General features: G+C 57.7%; 27 protein-coding genes and 1 pseudogene. 12 read left to right on the forward strand and 16 right to left on the reverse strand.

What is annotated here, in order from left to right:
* Window positions 1-13: 13 nt before the first annotated feature.
* Complete coding sequence (locus tag RMV17_RS07555) at window positions 14-829, forward strand: UDP-2,3-diacylglucosamine diphosphatase (protein WP_007919701.1); 816 nt, start codon at window positions 14-16, stop codon at window positions 827-829.
* A 115-nt stretch (window positions 830-944) separates the two neighbouring features.
* Here RMV17_RS07555 and RMV17_RS07560 read toward each other — a convergent pair whose 3' ends face one another.
* Entirely contained in the window at window positions 945-1,535 is a 591-nt protein-coding gene (locus tag RMV17_RS07560) for an HD domain-containing protein (protein WP_311886161.1), read from the reverse strand.
* Between the two features lie 14 nt (window positions 1,536-1,549).
* Window positions 1,550-1,861, reverse strand: coding sequence for a DUF962 domain-containing protein (locus RMV17_RS07565; protein WP_311886162.1), 312 nt, complete (start codon window positions 1,859-1,861; stop codon window positions 1,550-1,552).
* A 164-nt stretch (window positions 1,862-2,025) separates the two neighbouring features.
* Between RMV17_RS07565 and RMV17_RS07570 the strand changes: the two genes are divergently transcribed.
* On the forward strand, window positions 2,026-3,087 hold the full coding sequence (locus tag RMV17_RS07570; RefSeq protein ID WP_218278933.1) for an AraC family transcriptional regulator: 1,062 nt from the start codon (window positions 2,026-2,028) through the stop codon (window positions 3,085-3,087).
* On the opposite strand, the gene RMV17_RS07575 is transcribed toward RMV17_RS07570, so the two are convergent.
* Window positions 3,044-4,498: a TrkH family potassium uptake protein gene (locus RMV17_RS07575; RefSeq protein WP_034153243.1), complete on the reverse strand. Its 1,455-nt coding sequence runs from the start codon at window positions 4,496-4,498 to the stop codon at window positions 3,044-3,046. The genes RMV17_RS07570 and RMV17_RS07575 overlap by 44 nt on opposite strands.
* 121 nt (window positions 4,499-4,619) lie before the next feature.
* Here RMV17_RS07575 and RMV17_RS07580 point away from each other — a divergent pair, with 121 nt between their 5' ends.
* Window positions 4,620-5,186 carry a nitroreductase family protein gene (locus tag RMV17_RS07580; protein WP_108225926.1) on the forward strand — a complete coding sequence of 189 codons (567 nt, stop codon included), beginning with the start codon at window positions 4,620-4,622 and terminating at the stop codon, window positions 5,184-5,186.
* A gap of 328 nt (window positions 5,187-5,514) precedes the next feature.
* On the opposite strand, the gene RMV17_RS07585 is transcribed toward RMV17_RS07580, so the two are convergent.
* From RMV17_RS07585 to RMV17_RS07610, 6 genes are all read right to left on the reverse strand, one after another.
* A complete protein-coding gene (locus RMV17_RS07585; protein ID WP_311886163.1) occupies window positions 5,515-6,855 on the reverse strand; it encodes a HAMP domain-containing sensor histidine kinase in 1,341 nt (446 codons plus the stop codon).
* A 172-nt stretch (window positions 6,856-7,027) separates the two neighbouring features.
* On the reverse strand, window positions 7,028-7,477 hold the full coding sequence (locus RMV17_RS07590) for a Spy/CpxP family protein refolding chaperone (RefSeq protein WP_016987938.1): 450 nt from the start codon (window positions 7,475-7,477) through the stop codon (window positions 7,028-7,030).
* Between the two features lie 240 nt (window positions 7,478-7,717).
* Entirely contained in the window at window positions 7,718-8,395 is a 678-nt protein-coding gene (locus RMV17_RS07595; protein ID WP_016987937.1) for a response regulator transcription factor, read from the reverse strand.
* 7 nt (window positions 8,396-8,402) lie between these two features.
* Window positions 8,403-8,813: a translation initiation factor 2 gene (locus RMV17_RS07600; RefSeq protein ID WP_034153246.1), complete on the reverse strand. Its 411-nt coding sequence runs from the start codon at window positions 8,811-8,813 to the stop codon at window positions 8,403-8,405.
* A gap of 110 nt (window positions 8,814-8,923) precedes the next feature.
* Window positions 8,924-9,223, reverse strand: a complete 300-nt coding sequence (locus RMV17_RS07605; RefSeq protein WP_007919677.1) for a YciI family protein — start codon at window positions 9,221-9,223, stop codon at window positions 8,924-8,926.
* Between the two features lies 1 nt (window position 9,224).
* A complete protein-coding gene (locus RMV17_RS07610; protein ID WP_007919675.1) occupies window positions 9,225-9,824 on the reverse strand; it encodes a septation protein A in 600 nt (199 codons plus the stop codon).
* Window positions 9,825-9,911: 87 nt separating this feature from the next.
* Here RMV17_RS07610 and RMV17_RS07615 point away from each other — a divergent pair, with 87 nt between their 5' ends.
* From RMV17_RS07615 to rluB, 6 genes are all read left to right on the forward strand, one after another.
* Window positions 9,912-10,775, forward strand: a complete 864-nt coding sequence (locus RMV17_RS07615; protein ID WP_034153247.1) for a PHP domain-containing protein — start codon at window positions 9,912-9,914, stop codon at window positions 10,773-10,775.
* A gap of 13 nt (window positions 10,776-10,788) precedes the next feature.
* The gene (locus tag RMV17_RS07620) at window positions 10,789-11,418 is read left to right on the forward strand and encodes an L-threonylcarbamoyladenylate synthase (protein ID WP_034153313.1); all 630 of its coding nucleotides are present in this window, start codon (window positions 10,789-10,791) and stop codon (window positions 11,416-11,418) included.
* 123 nt (window positions 11,419-11,541) lie between these two features.
* Window positions 11,542-12,240 (forward strand): ScpA family protein, encoded by a 699-nt coding sequence (locus RMV17_RS07625; RefSeq protein ID WP_172828192.1) that lies wholly within the window; start codon window positions 11,542-11,544, stop codon window positions 12,238-12,240.
* A gap of 11 nt (window positions 12,241-12,251) precedes the next feature.
* Entirely contained in the window at window positions 12,252-13,247 is a 996-nt protein-coding gene (gene scpB, locus RMV17_RS07630) for an SMC-Scp complex subunit ScpB (RefSeq protein WP_311886164.1), read from the forward strand.
* A gap of 104 nt (window positions 13,248-13,351) precedes the next feature.
* Window positions 13,352-13,543: a DUF1289 domain-containing protein gene (locus RMV17_RS07635; protein ID WP_311886165.1), complete on the forward strand. Its 192-nt coding sequence runs from the start codon at window positions 13,352-13,354 to the stop codon at window positions 13,541-13,543.
* Window positions 13,544-13,697: 154 nt separating this feature from the next.
* Window positions 13,698-14,918 carry a 23S rRNA pseudouridine(2605) synthase RluB gene (rluB, locus tag RMV17_RS07640; RefSeq protein ID WP_201227482.1) on the forward strand — a complete coding sequence of 407 codons (1,221 nt, stop codon included), beginning with the start codon at window positions 13,698-13,700 and terminating at the stop codon, window positions 14,916-14,918.
* Between the two features lie 232 nt (window positions 14,919-15,150).
* Here the strand turns inward: rluB and RMV17_RS07645 are convergent, their stop codons facing one another.
* Complete coding sequence (locus RMV17_RS07645) at window positions 15,151-16,116, reverse strand: leucyl aminopeptidase (protein WP_311886166.1); 966 nt, start codon at window positions 16,114-16,116, stop codon at window positions 15,151-15,153.
* 71 nt (window positions 16,117-16,187) lie between these two features.
* The gene (locus RMV17_RS07650; RefSeq protein ID WP_003222780.1) at window positions 16,188-16,325 is read right to left on the reverse strand and encodes a hypothetical protein; all 138 of its coding nucleotides are present in this window, start codon (window positions 16,323-16,325) and stop codon (window positions 16,188-16,190) included.
* Window positions 16,326-17,218: 893 nt separating this feature from the next.
* On the opposite strand from RMV17_RS07650, the gene RMV17_RS07655 reads away from it, so the two are divergent.
* Window positions 17,219-18,637, forward strand: a complete 1,419-nt coding sequence (locus RMV17_RS07655; RefSeq protein WP_311886167.1) for an amino acid permease — start codon at window positions 17,219-17,221, stop codon at window positions 18,635-18,637.
* A gap of 68 nt (window positions 18,638-18,705) precedes the next feature.
* Here RMV17_RS07655 and glyA read toward each other — a convergent pair whose 3' ends face one another.
* Window positions 18,706-20,055, reverse strand: coding sequence for a serine hydroxymethyltransferase (gene glyA / locus RMV17_RS07660; RefSeq protein WP_311886168.1), 1,350 nt, complete (start codon window positions 20,053-20,055; stop codon window positions 18,706-18,708).
* Between the two features lie 531 nt (window positions 20,056-20,586).
* Here glyA and RMV17_RS07665 point away from each other — a divergent pair.
* Both RMV17_RS07665 and RMV17_RS07670 read left to right on the forward strand, forming a co-directional pair.
* On the forward strand, window positions 20,587-21,192 hold the full coding sequence (locus tag RMV17_RS07665; protein WP_311887023.1) for a helix-turn-helix transcriptional regulator: 606 nt from the start codon (window positions 20,587-20,589) through the stop codon (window positions 21,190-21,192).
* On the forward strand, window positions 21,176-22,054 hold the full coding sequence (locus RMV17_RS07670; protein WP_311886169.1) for a queuosine precursor transporter: 879 nt from the start codon (window positions 21,176-21,178) through the stop codon (window positions 22,052-22,054). Before RMV17_RS07665 ends, RMV17_RS07670 begins: the two co-directional genes overlap by 17 nt.
* A 53-nt stretch (window positions 22,055-22,107) precedes the next feature.
* Here the strand turns inward: RMV17_RS07670 and queC are convergent, their stop codons facing one another.
* The 4 genes and pseudogenes from queC to RMV17_RS30090 form a co-directional block, all read right to left on the reverse strand.
* Entirely contained in the window at window positions 22,108-22,806 is a 699-nt protein-coding gene (gene queC, locus RMV17_RS07675) for a 7-cyano-7-deazaguanine synthase QueC (RefSeq protein ID WP_311886170.1), read from the reverse strand.
* 197 nt (window positions 22,807-23,003) lie between these two features.
* Complete coding sequence (locus tag RMV17_RS07680) at window positions 23,004-23,471, reverse strand: SUKH-3 domain-containing protein (RefSeq protein ID WP_311886171.1); 468 nt, start codon at window positions 23,469-23,471, stop codon at window positions 23,004-23,006.
* Window positions 23,472-23,669: 198 nt separating this feature from the next.
* A complete protein-coding gene (locus RMV17_RS07685; protein ID WP_311886172.1) occupies window positions 23,670-24,221 on the reverse strand; it encodes an Imm15 family immunity protein in 552 nt (183 codons plus the stop codon).
* A gap of 245 nt (window positions 24,222-24,466) precedes the next feature.
* A pseudogene (locus RMV17_RS30090) lies at window positions 24,467-24,866 on the reverse strand (RHS repeat-associated core domain-containing protein); the annotation flags it as partial.
* Between the last annotated feature and the right edge of the window lie 6 nt (window positions 24,867-24,872).

The raw sequence follows: 24,872 nt of genomic DNA on the forward strand, positions 1-24,872 counted from the left end.
CAGAGGGTTGCCCATGACCAGCGCCGAGCTCGCCCGACCCAGTCGCAAACAACGGGTGCGAACCCTGTGGATCTCCGACGTGCACCTGGGCACGCGAGATTGTCAGGCCGAGCACTTGTCGCAATTTCTCAAGGGCTATCACGCTGACAAGATTTACCTGGTCGGCGACATCATTGACGGCTGGAAACTGCGCGGCGGCATGTACTGGCCGCAGGCGCATACCAACGTGATCCGCCGCTTGCTGACCATGAGCAAGCGCGGCACAGAAGTGATCTACGTCACCGGCAACCACGACGAATTCCTGCGGCGGTATTCGAAGCTTATTCTGGGCAATATCCAGTTGGTCGACGAGGCGGTGCACGTCACAGCGGATGGCCGGCATCTGCTGGTGATTCACGGCGATCAGTTCGACGTCATCACCCGCTATCACCGCTGGCTGGCCTTCCTCGGCGACTCCGCCTACGAATTCACCCTGACCCTCAATCGCTGGCTCAACCATTGGCGTGCGCGCTATGGCTACGGCTATTGGTCGCTGTCGGCGTACCTGAAACACAAGGTGAAAACCGCGGTGAGTTTCATCAGCGACTTTGAAGAAGCCATTGCCCATGAATGCGTGAAGCGCGAGTTGCATGGCGTGGTGTGCGGGCACATTCACCATGCCGAGATCCGCAAGGTCGGGGAGGTGGATTACCTCAATTGCGGCGATTGGGTGGAGTCGTGCACGGCGTTGATCGAGCACTGGGATGGCACGATCGAGTTGTATCGGCTGGCGGATGCGCAGGCGCGGGAGGCAGAACTCAAGGCTGCCAAAGTCGCCGAACTCGCCTGACTCTCGGGTGTTTTAGAGGGCCTCATCGCTGGCAAGCCAGCTCCCACAGGTTTTGTGAAAGCCACAGAACCCTGTGGGAGCTGGCTTGCCAGCGATGAGGCCAGAGCAAACAACATCAAGCGGTGGTGTGTTCTTCCATTGCGGCTTTGTAAATCGAGTTCTTCGGCTGTGCAAACAACCGCTCCATCATCGGCTCGAAGAAACTCAATGGCAGTGTGTCGTACTCCGGATCAAACGCCGCCGCATCGTATTTGGCACAGAACTCGGCGGTCGCCTGATACTGCGGATGACCGGCGAACTGCTCGCGCAGATGCCGATCCATGCCCAGATGATGAAAGAAGTAGTAACCCTGAAACACCCCATGCTTCTCGACCATCCACAGATTCTCGGCACTGACGAACGGCTTTAAAATCGCCGCAGCAATGTCCGGATGGTTATACGAGCCCAGGGTGTCGCCAATGTCATGCAGCAACGCGCACACCACGTATTCCTCGTCGCGTCCGTCACGAAAGGCGCGGGTGGCGGTCTGCAGTGAGTGGGTCAGGCGATCCACCGGAAAACCGCCGAAATCGCCTTCCAGCAGTTTCAGGTGCGCCAGGATTCGCGACGGCAATTGCTTGGCGTAGGCGCTGAAGTCGGCGGCGATGATCGCCCAGTCTTCCTGCGTACCGTCCTTCATATGGGTGAAGCGGGCATTGGCATTCATTGGCTGACCCTCATTCAGAACGCCACGCGACCCAGAATCATGTCGCGGTACATGACGAAGTCGCCGAGCAGGCTGTACAGCGGATGCTGAAAGGTCGCCGGTCGGTTCTTTTCAAAGAAGAAGTGCCCGATCCAGGCGAAGCTGTAACCGGCCAGCGGCAAGGCCAATAACAGCAGCCAGGCGCCCTTGGCGATGGTCATCGCCATAATGAAAATGACCAGTGTGGTGCCGATGAAATGCAGGCGCCGGCAGGTGCTGTCGCTGTGTTCGCTGAGGTAATACGGATAGAACTCAGCGAAGCTGTTGAAATGCTTGATGTTTTCCACGACCGCGTTCTCTGTGGTTATTGTTCTGGCGACGAGTTGTTCTGCGGGTAGCTTATTTGAGTCTAGAGTGATCATTGGCGTGGGCCAGTGACAATCGGCGCCACTTTAGTATCCTTGGCAAATCAGGCCGTAGCATGCGGCCCCTCATGTAAAAGAAAAACGCCATGAGCGAACGAACGACTTCTGCAAGCTGGGCGATGGGGATTGTCAAAGCATTGGAGATGGACGGCCTGGATTGCCGGGTTCTGTTCAAGCAACTGGGGCTCGACTACGCGGCTCTGGATGATCCGGATGCGCGCTTCCCGCAAGATTCCATGACCCGACTCTGGCAACGGGCGGTCGAGCTGTCCGGTAACCCGGCGATCGGCCTGAATATGGGCAAAGTGGTGCGACCGGCGTCGTTTCATGTCGCTGGCTACGCGTTGATGTCGAGTAATACCTTGGCCGAGGGCTTTCAACGATTGGTGCGTTATCAGCGCATCATCGCCGAGAGCGCCGACCTGAGTTTCCGCTTACTCGACGAAGGTTATGCGCTGATTCTGACCGTGCACGGCGACCATCTGCCGCCGACCCGGCAGAGCGCCGAAGCCTCGCTGGCCTGTGCGCTGGGCCTGTGCGGCTGGTTGAGCGGGCGCACGCTGCATCCGGTCAAAGTCTTGGTGCAGGGCGCTGAGCCGGATGACCTGGAACCCTATAAACAAGCTTTCCACGCACCGCTGATGTTCAACGCACCTTACGATGCGCTGATCTTCGAGCGTGCCGACATGGAAGCGCCGCTGCCCACCGCCAACGAGGCGATGGCGCTGCTGCACGACCGCTTTGCCGGGGAGTATCTGGCGCGATTTTCGGAAAGCCGCGTGACCCACAAGGCGCGGCAGGTGTTGTGCCGGTTGCTGCCGCAAGGTGAGCCGAAGCGCGATACCGTGGCGCAGACCCTGCATTTGTCGCAGCGTACTTTGCAGCGTCGCTTGCAGGAGGAGGGCACGAGTTTTCAGCAACTGCTCGACGACACCCGCCGTGAACTGGCCGAGCAGTATCTGGCGCAACCGAGCATGACCTTGCTGGAAATCGCTTATCTGTTGGGTTTCGCCGATCCGAGCAACTTCTTTCGCGCGTTCCGCCGCTGGTTTGATACCACGCCCGGCGATTACCGGACGCGGTTGTTGCAGGCGCCGAACGCGGTCAGTGACGCCAAAAGGCCGGAATACACAGCACAAACACCGTAATGATCTCCAGTCGGCCGAGCAGCATGCCGAACGACAGGATCCACTTCGCCGCGTCCGGCAAGGTAGCGAAGTTGCCCGCCGGGCCGATGGTTTCGCCAAGGCCTGGGCCGACGCCGGAAACGGTGCTGGCAGCGCCGGTCAGCGCGGTCATCCAGTCGACACCGAGCAGCGACAGCAGCAGGGCGATCACGCAGATGGTGATGGCGAAGAAGAACGAAAAAGTCAGAATCGAGCGCACGATCTCTTCGTCGAGGCGGTGACCGTTGTACTTCTGCTTGATCACCGCGCGCGGGTGAATCAGTTGATTAAGGTTGGCCTTGAGCAGGATATAGGCGACCTGGAAACGGAAGATCTTGATCCCGCCCGCCGTCGACCCGGAGCAGCCACCGACAAAGCCCAGATAGAAAAACAGCATCAGCGAGAAGTTGCCCCACAGGCTGTAGTCGCCGAGGGCGAAACCGGTGGTGGTGACCACCGACGTCACGTTCAGCGCCACGTGGCGCAGCGCGTCGAGCCAATGCAGATTGGTTGTCCACCAGTACCAGGTGCCGAGCACCAGCCAGGTCACCAGCAACATGCCGAGCAAACCCTGCACCTGCTGATCCTTGATCAACGCCTTGCGGTTGCCGCGCAATGTCGCCACGTACAGGGTGAACGGCAGGCTGCCGAGAATCATGATAACCACCGCGACCCAGTGCACCGCCGGTTGCGTCCACTTGGCCAGGGATTGATCGGAGGTCGAGAACCCGCCAGTGGAAATCGCCGACATCGCGTGGTTGATCGCGTCGAACGGACTCATCCCGGCCCACCAGAACGCCAGGCTACCAAGAATGGTAATGCCGACGTAAGCCGCCACGATCAACCGCGCCACCATGTGCGAACGCGGCATGACCTTTTCCGAGCGGTCCGAGGATTCGGTCTGGAACAGGCGCATGCCACCGATGCGCAATAGCGGCAGAATCGCTACCGCCATGCCGATAAAACCGATGCCGCCGATCCAGTGCAGCAGTGAGCGCCACATCAGAATGCCGGGGGACATGTTGTCGAGGCCGTTGAGCACCGTCGAGCCGGTCGCGGTGATGCCCGACATGCTTTCGAAGAACGAGTCGGTGTAGCTGATGTGCTGGGTCAGCAGAAACGGCAGCGCGGCAAAAATGCACACCACCAGCCAACTGCTGACCGTCAGCAGGTACATGTCGCGCGGGCGCAGATGAATGTGTTCCGGGCGGCCGGGGATCACCAGCGCGAGGCCGGCGACGAAGGTGATCATGCTCGCCCAGAGGAACGACGGCAGGTCGTTGGTGCGCTCGAAAATCACCAGGGTGGCCATGGGCACGACCATGGCGACAGCCAGGGTGATCAGGAAGATGCCGATGATAAAACCAATGATCCGTAAGGTCGGCAACGCCATGAAGTCCGCTCGGGCTGATGTGAGAAGGGCGCCATTCTACCCGTGGGGCAGGGCATGTAAACCGGCATCCTGTGTACAGATAAAGCTAGAATAGCCGCACATATTTTTCAGGAGGTGGCCGATGCAGGCTCTCGACGCGTTGCTCAACCGTGTTTCCGTTCCACGACTGGTCGAACCGGCCCCCACTGCCGAGCAGCGCGAAGCCCTGTTTGGCGCCGCATTGCGCGCGCCGGATCACGGGCATTTGCAGCCGTATCGTTTTCTGACCGTCGAAGGCACAGCGCGCGAGCAAATGGGCGAGTTGCTGGCCGAGGCTGCGCAGCAGCAGGAAGGTGAAGTCACCGAAGCGATGATCGACAAGGCCCGTAACGGTCCGCTGCGGGCGCCGCTGGTGGTTGTGGTGATCGCCAAATTGCAGGAACACGTTAAATATCCGAAGGCCGAGCAGTTGTTGGCGGCCGGGTGTGCGGCGCACGGGATTTTGCTGGCGGCGTATGCGCAGGGGATTGGTGCGGTTTGGCGTACGGGGGATCTGGCTTATTCGCAGCATGTGGCGAAAGGCTTGGGGCTGGCGGACGGTGAAGAGGTGATTGCGTTCCTGTACCTCGGCACGCCGCAGAAAGAGCCGCGTGTGGCAGATAAAGTTGACCTGACCGAGTTCGTCAGCGCCTGGCCCGGTAAGGCGTAAAGCGAAGAGCCCCTCACCCTAACCCTCTCCCAGGGGGAGAGGGGACTGATTGGGGGATGCTGTAGAGGTACGCCGACCTGAAAGTGCTCGGCTGAATCCAGAGTCGATAACGGTTCCGATACATTTCGAGCTCGGAGTCGATAACGGTTCCGATGCATTTCGAACCCAGAGTCGATAACGGCTCCGATGCATTTCGAACCCGGAGTCGGCGACGATTCACGTGCCTTCCGGGCTCATAATCAACTCGGTTCTTCAGGTCGATGTATGACGCCAGACCCCGCGGTCGGCCCCCTCTCCCTCCGGGAGAGGGCTGGGGTGAGGGCGGCTTTTAGGGTTGGACGACGGCGCCGGGTACAAGCGGCAATTCCAGACTCGCAACAAACCCGCCCTGCGGATGATTGGCCAACGTCAAACTCCCGCCATGCCGCTCCGCCGCCCTTCGCGCAATCGCCAGCCCCAAACCATGCCCCGCCGCTGTCTGCCCCGGCGCCCGGTAAAATGGCTCGCCCAACTGGCTCAAATGTTCAGCCTGCACGCCCGGCCCGTGGTCGCGCACGCTCACGATGATTTTTTCACCCTGACGTGAAGCCTGCATCTCAATCACTTGACCTTCCGGGTTGAAGCGCTGGGCATTGCGCAACAGGTTATCGACGGCGCGCTCGATCATGGTCGGCCAGCCCTTGAGGTTCAGCTGCGGTTCGGCCTCGAAACGGACAATCTGCTCGGGCGATGCAAGTTTCGCGTCTTTCTGTAGCGTGCCGAGAAGTGCATTCAAATCCACGTCTTCAGCGCTGGCGTTGTCGGCATCGACGCGTGCCAGCACCAGAATTTCACTGATCAACGCTTCCAGCCGATCGCACTCGCGGGTCAGTCGTGGCCAGAGTTTCTCGCGTTCTTCAGGATTCGCCCGCTCTGCCAGCGCCAACGCAATGCGCAGTCGCGCCAACGGTGAGCGCAATTCGTGAGACACGTCGCGCAACAACTGCCGCTGGCTGCCAATCAGGCTCTGCAGGCGTGCGCCCATGCGGTTGAAATCGGTGGCGAGTACGCCGAATTCATCGCGACGGTTGGCCAGTTTCGCCAGGCTGTTCTGCTGATAAGTGGTCTGCCCGAGATCATGCACCGCGCCGCGCAAACGGCTGAGCGGGCGGGTGATGGAGAAGGTCACCAACAGACTGAACAAGGTCAGCACCACCAACGCGATGCCCAGCGCACTCAGCGGCCAGAGCAGGCTTTCGCGGTGCCAGGCGTCGAGTTCCGGGTGTGGGATGCGGTAGATGAACAGGTAGGTGTCGCCGGTTTTTTCACTGGTGAATTCGTCGGTCAGACGTCGCCATGGCAGACGTCGGTCATCGTTGTTCTGCCGCGCTTCGAAGGCGGCGGCGCGACGCGGGAAGGTCCCGCGTACCACCGGATCGCCGCTTTCGTTGAGCACCTGAACATCGATGTGATATTGGCGTTTGCGTTGTTCGAGGATGTCCTGAGCGGCTTCTTCGCCCTGGGCTTCGTAGGATTGCGTCCACTCGCTGGCGAGGGTGTTGAGGCCCGGATGGCGGCTGAGGATCCACGCGTCCTGATTGAGCATGTGCCCGAGCAGAATGGACAGCCCGGCCACCAGCGCGATGGCCAGCCAGAAGCTCGCGAGAATACGCCAGAACAATGAACGCACAGAAAATCCTCAAAACAACAACAAAAACCCCTGTAGGAGCTGCCGAAGGCTGCGATCTTTTGATTTTGTTTTTTAAGATCAAGATCAAAAGATCGCAGCCTTCGGCAGCTCCTACAGGGTTCCAGTGAAAACAGGCCCGACGGGGTGAGCCGTCGGGCCTGAAGTTAGAACATTATTGCGCCTTTTGCGCCTGCTGCGCTTTCCACGCCTTGAACTCGGCCCATTCGGCGCGACGCTCGGCCTGTTTCTTCTGGATCTCGTCGAATTTCTTCTGTTGATCCGGTTTCAACACGGCGCGAACATCCGTCTCGGCTTTCTTGTGGTTGGCCGCCATCTCGTCTTTCATGGCTTTCTGGTCAGCCGGCGAGAGTTTTTCCAGGTACTTGTCGACCACTTGCTTACGCTCGTGCATCTGCTCGCCCATGATCTTGCGGATCTGCTCACGCTGTTCGCGGGACAGGTCGAGTTGGCTGTACGGGCCTTTGCCGTGCATGCCGTGCATCTGACCGCCGTGGCGTGGGCCGTCGAGCGGACCACCCATCGGGCCGCCGTCTTGCGGCATGGCCATGGCGACGGTTGGCAGAGCGGCAGCGAACATCAGAGCGATAAGAGTCTTGCGCATGGTGTATCTCCTTGTCTCGTTCCCGGTACGTTCCGGATGAGTTCAGATTACGGAGATCAAGGTCAGCGGCGGTCAGCACTGCGTAAAGCTTGGGTAAAGACGTTTTGTTGTAAGCCTTACACATATCCGGTGTAGGAGCTGCGGCACGCTGCGATCTTGAGGCTGTGGGACGCAGAGCGTCCCCGGCTGCATTCCCACGCAGAGCGTAGGAATGATCGATCGCAGCGTGCCGCGCGCGGTTCAGAGGCTATAGAAGTAACCGCGGCTACGCAGGGCGACGATCCGTGGGCGGCCGTCCGGGTGCGGGCCGATCTTCTTGCGCAGGTTGCTGACGTGCATGTCGAGGCTGCGGTCGTACAGTGTCAGCTTGCGGCCGAGGGCGAGCTGCGCCAGTTCCTGTTTGTCCAGCGGCTCGCCGGGCTGCTTGAGCAGGGCTTCGAGCAGGCGGCTTTCGGAGACGGTCAGGGTCAGTTCTTTTTCGTCAATGCTGACCACGCCACGCACCGGGCTGAAACTCAGGTCGCCCAATTCAAGCTGCGTCGAGACTGCCGCCGGATGGCTGCGGCGCAATACGGCGCGCAGGCGGGCGGTCAATTCGCGCGGGTCGCACGGTTTGGCCAGGTAATCGTCGGCACCCAGTTCCAGGCCGAGGATGCGATCCAGCGGCTCGCCACGGGCCGAGAGCATCAGCACCGGCAGGTCGGCGTGGTCGTTGCGCAATTGCTTGAGCAGTTCCAGACCACTGCCATCGGGCAGCATCACGTCCAGCACCACCGCCGCCGGGGCCGTTTCGGCCAACGCCTTGCGGGCGCTCTGGCCATCGTGACAGGCGCGCACATGGAAGCCTTCCTGGCTCAGCCAGCTACTCAGGAGTTCGCATAACTCCTGGTCATCATCAATCAGTAACAGCTCGCTCATGACTCACTCAATTTAGCCATTGCCGACGTTTTCGGCTTGCTCCACTGGCAAAGATACCGCAGAGCAGCGCCAATAGCGCTACTCCGGCGCCCGTGACGAACCACTGCTGCTGATCGGTCAACAGACGCGGCAGCGGGCTGGCCTGGGCTTCCTTGAGTTGCAGCTTGAGACGCTGGTTCTCCTGGCGCAACCGGGCAAGCTGGGCGCTTTCGCGGGTGTTGTCGGCATTTTGCAGTTGTTTGTTCAGTTCTTCCCGCTGCTGCTCGCTGGCCTTGAGGCGCTGCTGCAACTCGGTGATCTGGCTGCCGGCGCTTAACGACAATGGCGTGGAGCTGCCGCCTTCGGTGGTTTCCTCACCATGGGCGGGGGCCATGATCGACAACGTGACCAACATCAGACACAACGGACCCTTGCGCATCGCGACACCTGTTTCCAAATGGATATTGGGCAGGTTGTCGGCAGGCAAACGAGAATAATGAGCGATTGAGAACGCGATGGACCGAGAAGGTTCATCGCGTGGGGATAGCGTTACGGCAGGACTTGCTTGAACGGCTTGACGACCACGTTGGCGTAGACGCCGGCGGCAATGTACGGATCGGCATCGGCCCACGCTTGCGCAGCACTCAGCGAATCGAATTCGGCAACGATCAGGCTGCCGGTGAAACCCGCTGCGCCCGGATCATTGCTGTCGACGGCCGGGTGCGGGCCGGCCAATACGATGCGGCCTTCGCCCTTGAGCGCTTGCAGGCGTTCCAGATGCGCAGGACGCGCGGCCAGGCGTGCTTCCAGCGAGTTGGCGACGTCGGTGGCAATGATTGCGTAGAGCATGTCAGTCCTCGGTTTTTGGTGTTGTTGTGGTATCGGCATCGTGCAGATGGCGCGACAGGTAAATGCCCTGTGCGACCAGGAACACCAGAGTCATGCCCAGGCTGCCGAACACCTTGAAGTCCACCCAGTAGCTCTGGAAGGTGAAGGCGACGAACAGGTTGGCAGCGCCGCAGAACAGGAAAAAGGCGATCCAGGCGATGTTCAGGCGGGTCCAGACCGGATCCGGCAGGGTCAGCGCGTGGCCCATGATGCGTTTGATCAGCAGGCGGTCACCGATGAAGTGGCTGCCGATGAAGGCCACGGCAAACAGCCAGTTGACCACTGGCGCTTTCCATTTCAGGAAGGTTTCGCTGTGGAAGGCCAGTGTCAGGCTGCCGAACACCAGGCAGGCGATCAGGGTCAGCCATTGGCTCTTTTCCAGCTTGCGCTGTTTGATGAACAACGCGCCGTAGACCACCAGGGAACTGATGATCAGCATCGCCGTGGCGCTGTAAATACCGCCTACAGTCACTTCATGGCCAGCGATGTCGACGACCCGTGGATCAAGTTTGTAAACGATGAAAAACAGCAGAAGCGGGATGAAATCGATGAATTGTTTCACAGTGAGAGCCAGAAGCTGGATGTGGCGGCATAATAACAAACATATGGGCGCGCGATAGCGCCAGCTGATTTGAGGTTACAACTCCCCGTGAATGTTGATTTGCACTGCCATAGCACGGCCTCCGATGGCGCCCTGGCGCCTGCGGTTCTGGTTGCGCGTGCGTTCGAGAACGGCGTGCGAGTCCTGGCGTTGACCGACCACGACACCCTCGAGGGCCTCGCCGAAGCGCGCACGGCCGCCAACGAGTTGGGCATGCAACTGGTCAACGGCGTCGAGTTGTCCTGCACCTGGGGCGGCGCGACCATTCATGTATTGGGCTACGGTTTCGACGTCAATGCGGCACCGTTGGTCGAGGCCATCGCCAAATTGCACGATGGCCGCTGGCTGCGGTCGGAAGAAATAAGCCGCAAGCTCGCCCTCAAGGGCATGCCCGGCGCCCTCGACGGCGCGCGGAAAATCCAGCAGGAACTGGGCGACAGCGGCAACGCCCCGGCCCGCCCGCATTTCGCCGACTGGATGGTGCGTGAAGGGTTTGTAAAGGATCGCGCTGAGGCATTCCGCAAATGGCTCGGCGCCGGCAAGCTGGGTGACGTCAAGTTGCACTGGCCGACACTGGAAGACACCGTCGGCACGCTGCGCGCGGCTAATGCCTGGGTCAGCCTGGCGCATCCGTGGCACTACGATTTCACTCGCAGCAAGCGCCGAAAGCTGATTGCCGACTATATTCAAGCAGGCGGGCATGCGATCGAGGTGGTCAATGGCCATCAGCCCGCGGAACAGGTGGGCAGCCTGGCAATCCTTGCCCGTGAGTTCGGTCTGCTGGTCAGCGCCGGCAGTGACTTCCATGGCCCTGGCGGCTGGTCCGAGATCGGCCAGTACCGGCCGGTTCCCGAGGACCTTCCACCCCTGTGGTGTCGGTTCAAACATGACACAGATATTGCCGCCGTCTGAACAGGTAGAGAATGTGAGTCAATTTTTCCAGATACATCCGGAAAACCCGCAAGCGCGCCTGATAAAACAGGCGGTCGAGATCATCCGCAAGGGCGGGGTGGTGATTTATCCCACGGACTCTTCCTACGCCATCGGTTGCCAAATCGGCGACAAGACTGCCATCGAGCGCGTGAGACGCCTGCGTCAGCTCGATGAAAAGCACAACTTCGCGCTGATCTGCAGCGACCTGTCGCAACTGGGCAATTACGCCAAGATCGACACCGGCACCTTCCGTATTCTCAAGGCGCATTTGCCGGGGCCGTACACCTTCATTCTCAACGCCACCCGCGAAGTGCCGCGTCTTTTGCTGCATCCGAAGAAGCGCACCATCGGCCTGCGTGTGCCGAGCCATCCGATCGCGCTGGCGCTGCTGGCCGAACTCGGCGAGCCACTGATGAGCGTGACGCTGATCATGCCCGGCGACGAAGACCCGCTCAGCGATCCGTACGAAATGCGCCAATTGCTCGAGCACCAAGTGGACTTGATCGTCGACGGCGGCTTCGGCGGTATCAAAGCTTCGACGGTGATCGACCTGACCGGTGACGATCCGGAAGTGGTCCGCGTCGGTTGTGGCGATCCGACGCCGTTCATGGTCGAGGCCTGAATGTCCGCAGTGGAAACCGTGGTCGATCCTCAGGCCGGCGCTCAGCAGGAGCTGCCGTTTGCCATGGTCTATGGCCAGGCGGTCATGGAAATGCCGCTGGACCTGTACATCCCGCCGGATGCGCTGGAAGTCTTTCTTGAAGCCTTTGAAGGCCCGCTCGACCTGCTGCTGTACCTGATCCGCAAACAGAACATCAACATCCTCGACATCCCGGTGGCGGAAATCACCCGTCAGTACATGGGCTATGTCGAGTTAATGCAGTCGGTGCGCCTGGAACTCGCGGCCGAGTATCTGGTGATGGCCGCGATGCTCGCCGAGATCAAGTCGCGCATGCTCCTGCCGCGCGCCGAAACCGTCGAAGACGAAGAAGACGACCCGCGCGCCGAGCTGATCCGCCGCTTGCAGGAATACGAGCGCTTCAAGGCTGCTGCCGAAGGCATTGACGGCTTGAGCCGGGTCGGTCGCGATGTCATCGTGCCCAAGCTCGACGCACCGGAAGCCCGGGCGCGCAAGCTGTTGCCGGATGTCGCGCTGGAAGAGATTTTGATGTGCATGGCCGAAGTGCTGCGCCGTGGCGATATGTTTGAAAGCCACCAGGTCAGCCGCGAGGCGCTGTCCACCCGTGAGCGCATGAGTGATGTGCTGGAACGGCTCAAGGGCGGCGGTTTTGTGCCGTTCGTCGAGCTGTTCACCGCCGAAGAGGGCAGGTTGGGTGTGGTGGTGACCTTTATGGCGATCCTTGAACTGGTCAAGGAATCCTTGGTCGAGCTGGTGCAGAATGAGCCGTTCGCTGCGATCCACGTGCGAGCCCGAGCCGAATAACGAGTCGAAACATGAACCTGACTGAACCCCGCGAGCTGGCCCCCCTGCTTGAAGCCTTTCTGTTGGCCTCGGGAAAGCCGCAATCCCTTGAGCGCCTGTTCGAACTGTTCGAAGAGGGCGAACGGCCCGAGCCTGCGGTTTTCAAGAAAGCCCTGACCCTGCTGGGCAAGTCCTGCGAGGGCCGCGCGTTCGAACTCAAGGAGGTCTCGTCGGGCTATCGCTTGCAGATCCGCGAGAAATTTTCGCCGTGGGTCGGCCGCCTCTGGGAAGAGCGCCCGCAGCGTTATTCCCGTGCGCTGTTGGAAACCATTGCGCTGATTGCCTATCGCCAGCCGATCACCCGTGGCGAGATCGAAGACGTGCGTGGCGTGGCGGTAAACAGCAACATCGTCAAAACCTTGCTGGAGCGTGAGTGGATCCGCGTCGTCGGCTACCGCGATGTGCCGGGCAAGCCAGCGATGTTTGCCACCACCAAGATGTTCCTTGATCACTTCAACCTGAAAAATCTCGAAGACCTGCCGCCGCTGGCTGAACTGCGCGAAATGGAGACCGACCCGGTGCTCGATTTCGACGACGTGCCGGTGCCGCAAGGTTTGCAGGAACTGGCCGATGCCAGCGCCGAGCCGGAGGAGGAGAAGGAAGAAACCAGTTTCCATACGTTGCTGCTGGAACTGGACAGCATGGAGGAGGGGATCAAGACCGACTTTGACGATTTGCTGCGGGATGCGGTGGATGGTGAGGCACCGACGGTTGATGCAGAAACCGAGACTGAGCCTGAGCCACAGATCGCCGAGCCCACCATCGAAGTTGAACTTGAAGCCGAGCCAGAAGCCGAACCGGAAGAGGACATTCTTGGCGTCGCCGAAGCCCGCGAAAAGCTGTTGGCTGCCGTCGCCGCCCTCGAACAACCGGCGCCAGAACTCGAACCGGAGCTGAGCGAAGAAGAAGCCGAGGCCCGCGCCCTGGCCGAAGCCATCGAAGCCGAACGCCGCGAGTTCGAAGACTGAGTGGCGCCGAAAAGATCGCAGCCTTCGGCAGCTCCTACATTGGAATGCGTCCCCGGTAGGAGCTGCCGAAGGCTGCGATCTTTTGATCTCCCAAAGGTACCCAAATGAGTTCGACAAAAGACCCGTGCATCAGCCTCTGCAAATTCAGCGACGACATCTGCCTCGGCTGCGGCCGCAGCAAGCGTGAAATCAAAGCCTGGAAGAAACTCGACAAGGACGACAAGCGCAGCGTACTGGCCGAAGCCGCACTGCGCCTGATCAAACTTGGCGGCGCCGGTCGGCGGAAAAAGAAATAACTGTCGATCGATCAGCTAGTCTCTGATGCGCGACGGCGCACATCCGCGTATGATTCGCGACCCTTCGCCGATCCCTTCGGCCGAGAACCCAGATTTCAATGCTTCAGGCGCCCAATTCAGAGTGCTTGAACAGACCACACCGGGAGGTGCCCAGATGAGTGACATCAATCAGAAAGACGACCAGGAAATCGGCCCAGCAGGCGAAAAGCTGCAGAAAGTCCTCGCCCGTATCGGCGTCGGCTCGCGCCGTGACGTGGAATCCTGGATCAGCCAGGGCCGGATCAAGGTCAATGGCAAAGACGCCACCCTCGGTCTGCGCGTCGACATGCACGACGCCATCACTATTGATGGCAAGGTGATCAAGCGCGAAGAGGCTGCCGAATCGGTGCGCCGCGTGATCATGTACAACAAACCCGATGGCGAGATCTGCACCCGTGACGACCCGGAAGGCCGTCCGACCGTGTTCGACAAGCTGCCGCGCCCGAAAGAAGGCCGCTGGATCAACATCGGTCGTCTCGACATCAACACCACCGGTCTGCTGATGTTCACCACCGACGGTGAGCTGGCCAACCGCTTGATGCACCCGTCCTACGAGATGGACCGTGAGTACGCCGTGCGTGTACGCGGTGAAGTCGACGACGAAATGATCGAGCGCCTGAAGGCCGGCGTTGTGCTGGAAGACGGCCCGGCCAAGTTCACCGACATCAAACAGGCACCGGGCGGCGAAGGCTTCAACCACTGGTATCACTGCGTGGTGATGGAAGGTCGTAACCGTGAGGTTCGTCGCCTGTGGGAATCCCAAGGTCTGGTGGTCAGCCGTCTGAAGCGCGTGCGTTTCGGCCCGGTGTTCCTCAACTCCGACCTGCCGATGGGCCGCTGGCGCGAAATGAGCCAGTACGAAGTCGACATCCTCAGCGCTGAAGTCGGCCTGACGCCAGTAGCGATGCCGCAACTGAACGCCAAGAGCAAAGACAAGCTTGAGCGCATGCAGCGCAAATCGTCGCGTCCGATGGGCAAGACCGAGCGCGTGCGCACCCTGCGTCCAGCCGCTGGCGCGCCGACCGGCCCACGCCCGAGCCGTGAACCGCAGATCGAAGGCGAGCGTCCGGGTCGCAAACCGGTTGCCCGTGACGGCGAGCGCGCACCGCGTCCGGCCAACGGTCGCACCGAGCGTGGCGAACGTGGCGCACCTGCTGGTCGCGGTACGCCAGTGGCTGATCGTCCAGCGGACACCACCAATAAGCGTCCGGCCAAGCCTGCGCCGAAGCGTCCGGGGATCAAGCTGGTTGACGGTGACAAGCCGTCGGGCAAGCGCCGTGGCGCGCCGGCCGGTTCCGGTCAGCGTCCGGGGTTTGGTCGCAAAAAGCCGGAATAAGGCAGTTGTGAGCTTCTAGCGGCAAGCTTCAAGCCAAAGCAGAAACGCCAACCTCAGGGTTGGCGTTTTTTTTCGTCTGGCGAAAGGTATGTGGTGCTTTTGAGGGCCTCATCGCTGGCAAGCCAGCTCCCACATGGATCTGCGGTGTTCACAGGATTTATGCAGCGCAACAAAAAACTGTGGGAGCTGGCTTGCCAGCGATGAGGCCAATGCAGCCACCTAATTTGCAGGATCAGAACACAAACCGGCCATCAAACACCGGCTTGTCATCCAGCGCCAAAACACCGCCAGAAAAGATCAAGTCCAGGTGATGGCTGCCCTTGGCCCCGCCACCCAACCCCAGATGCAACCCGCAATGCCGCTCCTCAAACCCGGCATTACGCGCATACAAATCCTTCACGCCTTCATTGGTGCCAATCCCCAACTCTTCAATCCGCCGGTTCGAAGGATTGGCGTCCAGGTATTTGTTGAAATCATGCTCCAGCCCCGGCACCTCGGTGGCGATGCGGAGGATGGTCGAGTTCTCGATCCATAGCTCCAGCGGCGATTCCAGCACGCCGTACTTGCGCGCAAACGGGATGGTGCTGAGGAACGTGCCCTTGAATTTCACATGGCCGTTGATGGCCTCGCTGTGCGTGGCGATTTCGCCGGGGGCCAGGTCGAAGTTGCCGACACCGTTGATATCGGTCCACTTCTTGATGCTGCTCAGCGGCGTTTCAAACCATGAGCCGTCGTCGTCCTTGAAACTCAGCGTGGTCGCCTGAGACATGCGCTGGATCAGGTGGCTGTTGAGCCCGGCAATCCGCTGCGGGGTGACGCTGAACGTGTCGTAGAAATAATCGCCGTAATCCTTGAACAGCAGCGACTTCTTCCAGTTTTCCGCCATCACGCCTTGCAACGCGCGGACGAATTCCGGGCCGTCGGGGCGCGGGTTGGGCAGGGTGGAAGAGTCGTAGAAGAAAATGTACAGATCGCTGTCGGTGATAGCCGAGGTCAGCGTTGCGGTGCTTTCCAGGTCCAGACGTCGGGCGCTGAACTGGAAACGAGGATGATCGTCAGCCTGCTCGGCGATGGCGCCGGTCAGCGCTTCGTAATCAGCCGTGTGGCCGAGCAATACCTTAGCCGAGTCGATGCCGGCAAGGGCAGGGTGGTGTTCGAGGTAGTAAAGGAAATGCGAGATCGCGCGGGGCTTATCCATGAGTCCTCCCTGACTGACCGTGAAGAAAGCGGCAGACACGACCGGCCGGATCGTGCCTGCCCGGGGATGTCTTACAGAGGCCACATCGCCGTGCCGAACGGAACTACCGCGTCGGCTTGCATCATTTCTACAGCCGCCTCGTGGGTCGGTGCTTCAAACCATTCGTCCAGTTGCAGTTCGGTATCCAAGTCTTTTTCCAGTGCTTGCATGGTCGATCTCCTAGATGACTTTCACGGTTGTGACTGGCCGGTCGAGGTGGCCGGCAAGACGTGAAGAACCTAGTTCAGGGACTTTTGTAATGCAAAAAATTATTCATTTAATTTTTAAATAGACTTTTTATTCTGTTTTTCAGCAGCGGTTTTCTTATTTGAAAACAAAAAACTAAGTCGCGTTTTTCATTAGCAAGCTAGCTACCGTCAATTTGCAGACGTCCGACAGAATTTTCTGAAATGGAAACCTTGCGTTACGCATCGTAAAGAAATGTTTACGAAAAACACGATAAAACCGAGTGAAACCAACCCGCCATGAGCGCTGTAAGGAAAAGCTGCCGAAGCCTGCATGACCGTGGGCTGCGAGGGGCTCTGGCGCGCTTGTTTCAGCCGCGTTTGCAGGGTGAGATGCGCCTCATGCCTGTCGTGCAGGTGCATAACAAGAAGGAGGCGCAATGAACGCCGTGACTGATCTCCACCTCTCTCCGTGGGACGGTTTTTTCCTCGTCCACGCCGATGGCCTGCAAAGGCCTGACTCAATTTTTGCAGCCGCTCGAGTGTCTCGAGGCGGACACACGCAATCCCGGCAAACGCCACGCTGATCCAGCGGGGTCTGGCAGCAGGGGGTTAGCGGTGTACAATGCGCCGCGTTTTAACTGTGACCCTCTGCGTAATCGCGCAAATCTCAAGGCTACCCGCCTTGTTCACTCCGTGGCGCCACAAGCGTTTCGGGTTCGATTTCGTCACAGATAAAAACAAACAGGTGACGCATGACCGTTGTAAACAAGCTGAACTCCTGGTGCCTGCGCTGGGGTTTGATCGGGGCTGCCTGAAATCGCAACCTTGCAGCAACGTCTACTGAACACCATCAAACCTTGCGTGAGACCTTTTTCATGAGTGGACAACCCTCGCAATCAGGCGAGCTGAAACGCGGCCTGAAAAATCGCCACATTCAACTGATCGCCCTTGGTGGCGCGATCGGTACCGGATTGTTCCTCGGCTCGGCCGGGGTACTGAAATCCGCCGGCCCGTCGATGATCCTCGGCTACGCCATCTGCGGCTTCATCGCCTTCATGATCATGCGCCAGCTCGGCGAGATGATTGTCGAAGAGCCGGTGGCCGGTTCCTTCAGCCATTTCGCGCACAAGTACTGGGGCGGCTTTGCCGGCTTCCTGTCGGGCTGGAACTGCTGGATTCTGTACATTCTGGTGGGCATGTCGGAGCTGACCGCGGTCGGCAAATACATCCACTACTGGGCGCCGGACATCCCGACCTGGGTGTCTGCGGCAGCCTTCTTCGTGCTGATCAACGCGATCAACCTGGCCAACGTCAAAGTCTTTGGTGAAGCCGAGTTCTGGTTCGCGATCATCAAGGTTGTGGCGATCGTCGGCATGATTGCGCTCGGCAGCTACCTGCTGGTCAGCGGCAACGGCGGCCCGCAAGCGTCGGTAACCAACCTGTGGTCGCACGGCGGGTTCTTCCCGAACGGGGTGAGCGGTCTGGTGATGGCCATGGCGATCATCATGTTCTCCTTCGGCGGTCTGGAAATGCTCGGTTTCACCGCTGCTGAAGCCGACAAGCCGAAAACCGTGATCCCCAAAGCGATCAACCAGGTGATCTACCGGATCCTGATTTTCTACATCGGTGCACTGGTGATCCTGCTGTCGCTGACCCCATGGGACAGTCTGCTGGAAACCCTCAACGCGTCCGGCGATTCGTACAGCGGCAGCCCGTTCGTGCAAGTGTTCTCGATGCTCGGCAGCAACACCGCCGCGCACATCCTCAACTTTGTGGTGTTGACCGCAGCGTTGTCGGTGTACAACAGCGGCACCTACTGCAACAGCCGCATGCTGCTGGGCATGGCCGAGCAGGGCGATGCGCCGAAAGGTCTGGCGAAGATCGACAAGCGCGGCGTGCCGGTGCGGTCGATCCTGGCTTCGGCGGCAGTGACACTGGTCGCTGTGTTGCTCAACTACTTGATCCCACAGCACGCGCTGGAACTGCTGATGTCGCTGGTGGTTGCAACGCTGGTGATCAACTGGGCGATGATCAGCTTCTCGCACTTCAAGTTCCGTGAGCACATGAACAAGACTCAGCAGACGCCGCTGTTCAAGGCGCTGTGGTACCCGTACGGCAACTATATCTGCCTGGCGTTCGTCGCGTTCATCCTCGGCGTGATGCTGCTGATCCCGGGCATTCAGATCTCGGTGTATGCGATTCCGGTGTGGGTCGTGTTCATGTGGGTCTGCTACGTGATCAAGAACAAGCGCGGCGCGCAGCAGGCCGTGCACGCGACAGGTGCTGCCAAGTAAGCGCTGACGCAGAAACACAAAACCCGGCCGGAGTGCCGGGTTTTTTTATGGATGCAAATGTTGGGGCGCTATTGATAGTCGATAAAAGGATAGTCCCTGCACAGGGTTTCGACCTCTGAGCGAAACTGCGCAAGGAGCAAGGGCTCCAGGGTGTAATCCTGTTCGCCGAGCGGCGCCACGGTATTCAGAATCCGCACGATCAAATCGACGATCTGGCGGCTGCCGTGGACATCGACCCGGCGTTGCGCCAGAGCGCCCGTGCCGATACGCAGTCCGCTGGTAACCAGTGCCGAACGGTGATCGTCGGGTACGCGATGTCTGTTGACGATGATCCCGCAGTGCCCCAACGCCGCCTCCGCGATGGCGCCGGTAATGCCTCCACGCAAACGAACCAGCACGGTATGGTTTTCACTGCAGCCGCCGACCACCTCATAATCCTTGGCCTGAAACGCTCTGGCCATTTCATCCGCTGTACTGCGGATCTGCGCCATGCAGGTATCGAATGCTGCTGACATTGCGTAACCCAGCGCGGCAGCCTTCGCGGCGATCATATTGGCGGCCGGCGCGCCTTGCATTCGCGGGTAAACGGCTTGATCAAGCAGGCGACTGAAGGTGGTCCGCAAACCGGGAATCTTGGTGTTCGCATCAGCACCGCTGAGAATCACGCCACCCCGAGGCCCGGCGAGTTGCTTGTGCGTGCAGGTGACGGTGACGTGTGCGGCGTCGATCGGACTTGGATGGCGCCCGGTGGCGACCAGCCCGGCGATATGCGAAATGTCGGCGAGCAGGATGGCTCCGGCCTCATCGGCAATTTCACGAAACCGCTGGAAGTCCACCACGCGGGAATAGGCGGTGGCGCCGCAGAGGATGACGCGTGGGCGATGGGCGAGTGCGAGCAGGCGTACCTTGTCGTAATCGATCAGGCCGTCCGATGTCGTGCCGTACTGAATCGCCTTGTGGTAGGCGCCGGAAAACGCGGCGAGGCTGCCATGTGTGAGATGGCCGCCGTGCTCCACTGCCATGCCTAGCAACGTATCGCCCGGCTCAAGCAGCGACGTGAGCACCTGGTAAATGGCGTTCGACGCTGAGTGTGGCTGCACGTTGGCGTATTGAGCCGTGAACAGTTGCCGCGCCCTGCGGATGGCCAGCGATTCGACCAACTCGACATTCTCGCACCCTGCGCTGTGGCGCTTGCCGGGCATACCTTCGGCGGTCACGTTGACCAGCACGGAAGCGCAGGCCGCCAAGGTTCGCGGCTGGACTGCGCAGGAGGACGAGACCAGTGAAAGCGTGTGCTGTTGACGCGTGACTTCAGCGTCGAGAATCGCCGCCAGTTCGGCGTCTTCTGCGCGAAGATCCGCGAGGCCACGTTGCAGTAAGTTCGACTGGTTCTCGAGCGGTTCAGTTATGACTGCCATTGCTTTATTCCTTCCCTGGTTTCGCGAGATTTGCGCATGTCCTTGCTTGCCAGATCTGTACAGGCGAATCCGTGTTCTGACGGCTGTGCGTGCAAAACTAAACCCTGTACAGGCCTCCCGTTTTTGTTCTTTCACTCACTAAAAATGAGAAGCCGGCTCCACGCATCATAAATTTTTCAGTGAGGAACGCCACAGAATTAATCAAAAAAATGAACATTCTTCAAAGAAAATGATTCTTTTTGTAGTCGCGTCGGGTGTAAAACAGGCATTGCCCGGGGCCGATTTTCAGGCCTGGGGTGGAAGTCGACAGGAACTGACGAGTCATTACCAAGGCTGAAATGGCCCGGCACGTTGGCGGAAGCGGCCTGTGAAAGCTGACTTTTTATACCGAACCCAGGGAGGGAGAATGCTATGATCCTGCGCGGCACTGACAGGGATATAACTGCAATTTCCTACCTCACTTGTGTATGTCCGGAATGATCATTCGGGACGTGACATTGATTGCAGTTAAAAATGGATGATAAGCATGTGATGCACAGAAGAGAAAGATCGGAGAATCTGAAGAACAACATCAAATACCTGATAAAGAGTCGCGGGGAAACGCAACTGTCCTTGTGCAACTCCAGTGGTTTGACCCGAACGACCATCTACAACATCCTTGAAGGCAAGGTGGTCAATGTCCAGCAGTCTACTGTGCGCAAGATTTCTGATTTCTTCGGGGTGTCTTACGAAGAAATAGAGACGATTGATTTTGAAGAGAAGGAAATCATCGAAAGCAGTATTTCGCCACAGGGGAACATGAATCCGGCGGCGGTGCCTGTCATCAAGGAAAGTATGCTGCTGCAAAGTCTGGATAAAAGAATTGGCGAGTTAGCCACTATCTATCCGCTGACTTACTATTTTGGCGCGTCCTTCAACCTGATTGGCGTGCTTCTGGAAAACGAAATCAGCGGCATGAATGAACCCGGCGATCTATTGATCGTGCAGAAAGGAGCATCGACCAGCGACAGGGAAAAGCTGGTGTATGACAAAATCACAGCGAAGTTATCTATAAGCCATGAAGGCAACTTTGATACGGATCGTGTATGCGTGATCGGAGATGTAATCGAGGAACGATTTAATGGATTGCAGTTTTGAAGTTGAAAACAGCAAGTACAAGTTGCTGGGATTCGAGAATGGAAAAAGCCTGGCCGTCATCATGGTCATCGCGACAGGCAAAATAATTAAAATAAAGCTAAGTGAAGTGTTGAATAGTGAGATTATGGATAATCTGAATAAAATCGAAGTGAAAAACCTCTACAAGAAGTTTTACTCCCAGGGCGGCGCACTCACCGCTTACGAAATCAATGACCGGCATGAGAGTTCCTGGATGATCTACATCATCCTGAACCTGATGCTGTTCACGCTTTACATCTTCACCAGCATTGCTGCGACAAAACCGATCTACCTCGAGTATTTCGATATTGTCGTCACGCCAGGCACCTTTCTCTATCCGCTGACATTCCTGATCGTCGACTTGCTCAACGAAACGTTTGGCCTGAGGCTCGCGCGAAAAGCGATCCTGTTCGCGTTCATCAGCAACGCCGCGATTATCATTCTGCTGGCCATCACGACCCATCTTCCGGGTCTGCCGGGCTGGAAGCTCGATGGCGCTTACAATGATGTTATCAGTCAGTTGTCAGCAGTTCTGGTAGCGTCTTCTATATCGTTTCTGGTTTCCGAGAATATAAACTCGTACCTGTTGTGCAAGATTAAAGAGCTGACAAATTCCAGATTTCTGTTCTTGCGAGTGTTTTTAAGCACATTGTTTGCTGTGATCATCGACAGCTTTCTGTTCTGCTATATCGCTTTCTACGGGACGATGGAAAATAGCGCGATACTGGGCATGATCTATGTTCAGATCGCAATCAAGGTAGGTTTTGCCTTCTTTAATATCTTGCCAGCCTACGGCGCAAGATCATTGTTCAAGAAATACCTGACGGGTGCGCAGACGCAATAAAGAAAGGAGAGCGCTCACTCGGCATGCTTGAGTGAGCGCTTCTTGTTGCAGTATTACTTTAAGCCAAGTTTCCCTTTCAGACTTTGAGTCACCTGCACTTTATTGTTCAGAAACTCGTTCAAGCCTTTGGCACGAAGATTACAGGCATCACAATCGGAGCATCCAGTGCCTTTGATGCCGTTGTAGCAAGTCAGTGTTTCTTCGCGAACCAGGTCCAGCTGATGGTGGTAATCAGCCAAGGCCCAGGTCTCGGCCTTGTTCAGCCACATCAATGGCGTATCCAGTTGCAGCTTGTAATCCATGCCTAATTCAAGGGCTTTATTCAACGCCTTGACGAATTCATCCCGGCAATCGGGATAGCCCGAGAAGTCGGTTTCACAGACACCGGTAATGACCGTTTTGGCCCGGACTTGATAGGCATAGATAGAAGCCAGGGTCAGAAACAGAATGTTCCGCCCCGGAACAAAGGTGCTTGGCAGGCTCTCGCCGGAACTGTTCACGGTCGGGACCGGAATGTTATCGCGGGTCAGGCTGCTGATGGCCAGTTCATTGAGCAAGGACACATCCAGCGTTTTATGCACGGTCACACCGAGCTTTTTCGACAGCTGCTGCGCCACTTCAATTTCTGCGTGATGACGCTGACCATAGTCGAACGTGATGCAGTGGACTTCATCGTAGTGGGTCAGGGCGTGGATCAAGCATGTGGTGGAGTCCTGCCCGCCGCTGAATACGATAACTGCTTTGTTGGTCATGGGTATGCTTCCTGCATTGAGGTCTTGAGGGCAAAGGTGGAGATGATACTCGAAATAGGGCTGGAACTCGGTGCAGAGTCCAGATGCGCACGTGAGTCCGTGAGCGGCGATCTCAAGGTGGAGTGAGGCTTCAATACCTGAATAATAGGCATGTTAAATAGGAACCCTTTTTAGACCGTTGCTAAAAGCAGAGGGATTTAATCAACTGGCACGGCGCCCGGTGTGGCCAGCGCCACTTGCTCACCGCACTTGCGCCCAAACACTAGCTTTTCCATCGCCTCGACAAAATTTCTGCCCTGCAGCCAGAACCCGTCATGAATGAAACTCAAGGCGTAGCAGTGACCTTTTTCGTCCATCAACAGTGCAGCGTCGCCATGATGAATTTCGGCGATGTTCACCAAGGTGCTGCCCAAGCGTTGCTGCCAGGCCAAGAAGTCTTCATCTCCATACAGGTGCTCAAAGGCGCGAAACGCTACATCGCTGGTAGCGCAGTCTTCGCCTGGGCCGCAGGTGCCGACGGTCAGGCCGGCCAGTTGTTCGAGCAGAGCAGCGGCCGGATGTTCGCGCGGGACGAAATCCGGCAATGGCTCGATATGGGTGACAGGCCAACCGGCAGCCAGGAACAGTGGGTGGAGAGTCTCGGGAAGTTCGATCAGCGGGTGCATTGGGAGCGTCCAGGCGTAGGCAGCGTTTCTGCATTAACGGTCGCCCCGATGAAGTTGGTTTCAAGAGTTATTTCTATATTGTCTATATTTTCAGTTGAAATAGGTCATTAAGCATTAACTTGAATTCGTCAGGCTTCATAATTCGAATGTAAAAAATATTTTTTATCTAGGTGTTTGATATTGCACATGCGTAACACCTTAATGCTCAGAGCTTAAAGAGTTTGACTCCTTAATTTTACTGCTCGATATTTTTGGGACGGCAAAAATCCTAACAATTTCATCTTTGGATGCGGAGTCATAAAACCTGCTTTCATGAAAGTCAAAAACAGTCTCAAAACCTAACATGTGAAAGTTCTTTTTTACTTCTTTCATTTCTCGTGACACTGCTTTTCTTTTTTTTACGCGTATCTTATCCACAAACCCGTTTGAAGCAGATCCTGGATAAACAAAAATATTTGGAATAATGACGTCACCCTCATCTAGTCCATCAAAATCGGTGAAAGTAATGGCGTAGAAATCTGGCTTGTCTGTCGTCCCCATTATCTTTATAGAATTCATTAAAAAGATAGCGGTACTCACTAGGAGTTCCGAAACTTTATCGTTGTTCATCTCCTCTTTTAAAAAATCCAAGCGGCTGTATCTGGATACGATCGGTATCTCTTCGAAGCTTTCGTAGCTTTCAAAGAACACGTTCATGTTGTTGTACGGTTCTTTACTTATGATTTTGTTATAAAGTTCAACCAGTTTCATTTAAGGGATACTCCATCCATGATCGTTTAGCCATTCTTTTGTTTTCTTGGAAAAAGTCACGTCCCCTTTTCCTTTATCATGTATTGACCCATCAAGATTGTATCCGGACCCGCACTTGCAGTGTGCATGCCATTGGCTGCTAGGTACACTCTGTTCAGGCTCGTCAATTCGAGTAATTTCCGCAGGTGCTTGGCCTCTTCTAACCTTTGATTGAGCCTGTTTGGGTGTGCCTCCAGATTGTGCACCTTTTTTAGCCAATCCTAATGGATCGACCCAGTTCGAAGGATTCGGAGCGTACTCGAAGAGGTTCAAACCTCCAGCGTAGCCAATCGGGTCTTGGCTGATAAAACGACCTACGCTTGGATCGTAATAACGATACCGGTTGTAATGCAGCCCTGTCTCATGATCGTAGTACTGCCCCTGGAACCGTATCGGGTTCATCACGCCATGCTGCCGCGCCCACTGCGAACGCTGCTCCGTCACCTGCCCCCACGCCTTGTATTGCGCGGTCCAGGCCATGTTGCCGTGCGAGTCCGTCAATTCCTGCGGCGTACCCAGGTGATCACACTGATACCAGGCCAACGCATCAAACGGTAATGCCGTCGCCTTGTGATTCCACACCGGGTCGTCATCGAGGCTGTATTCACCGAG

The organism is Pseudomonas sp. VD-NE ins (genome assembly GCF_031882575.1).
Taxonomy (GTDB): domain Bacteria; phylum Pseudomonadota; class Gammaproteobacteria; order Pseudomonadales; family Pseudomonadaceae; genus Aquipseudomonas; species Aquipseudomonas fluorescens_BZ.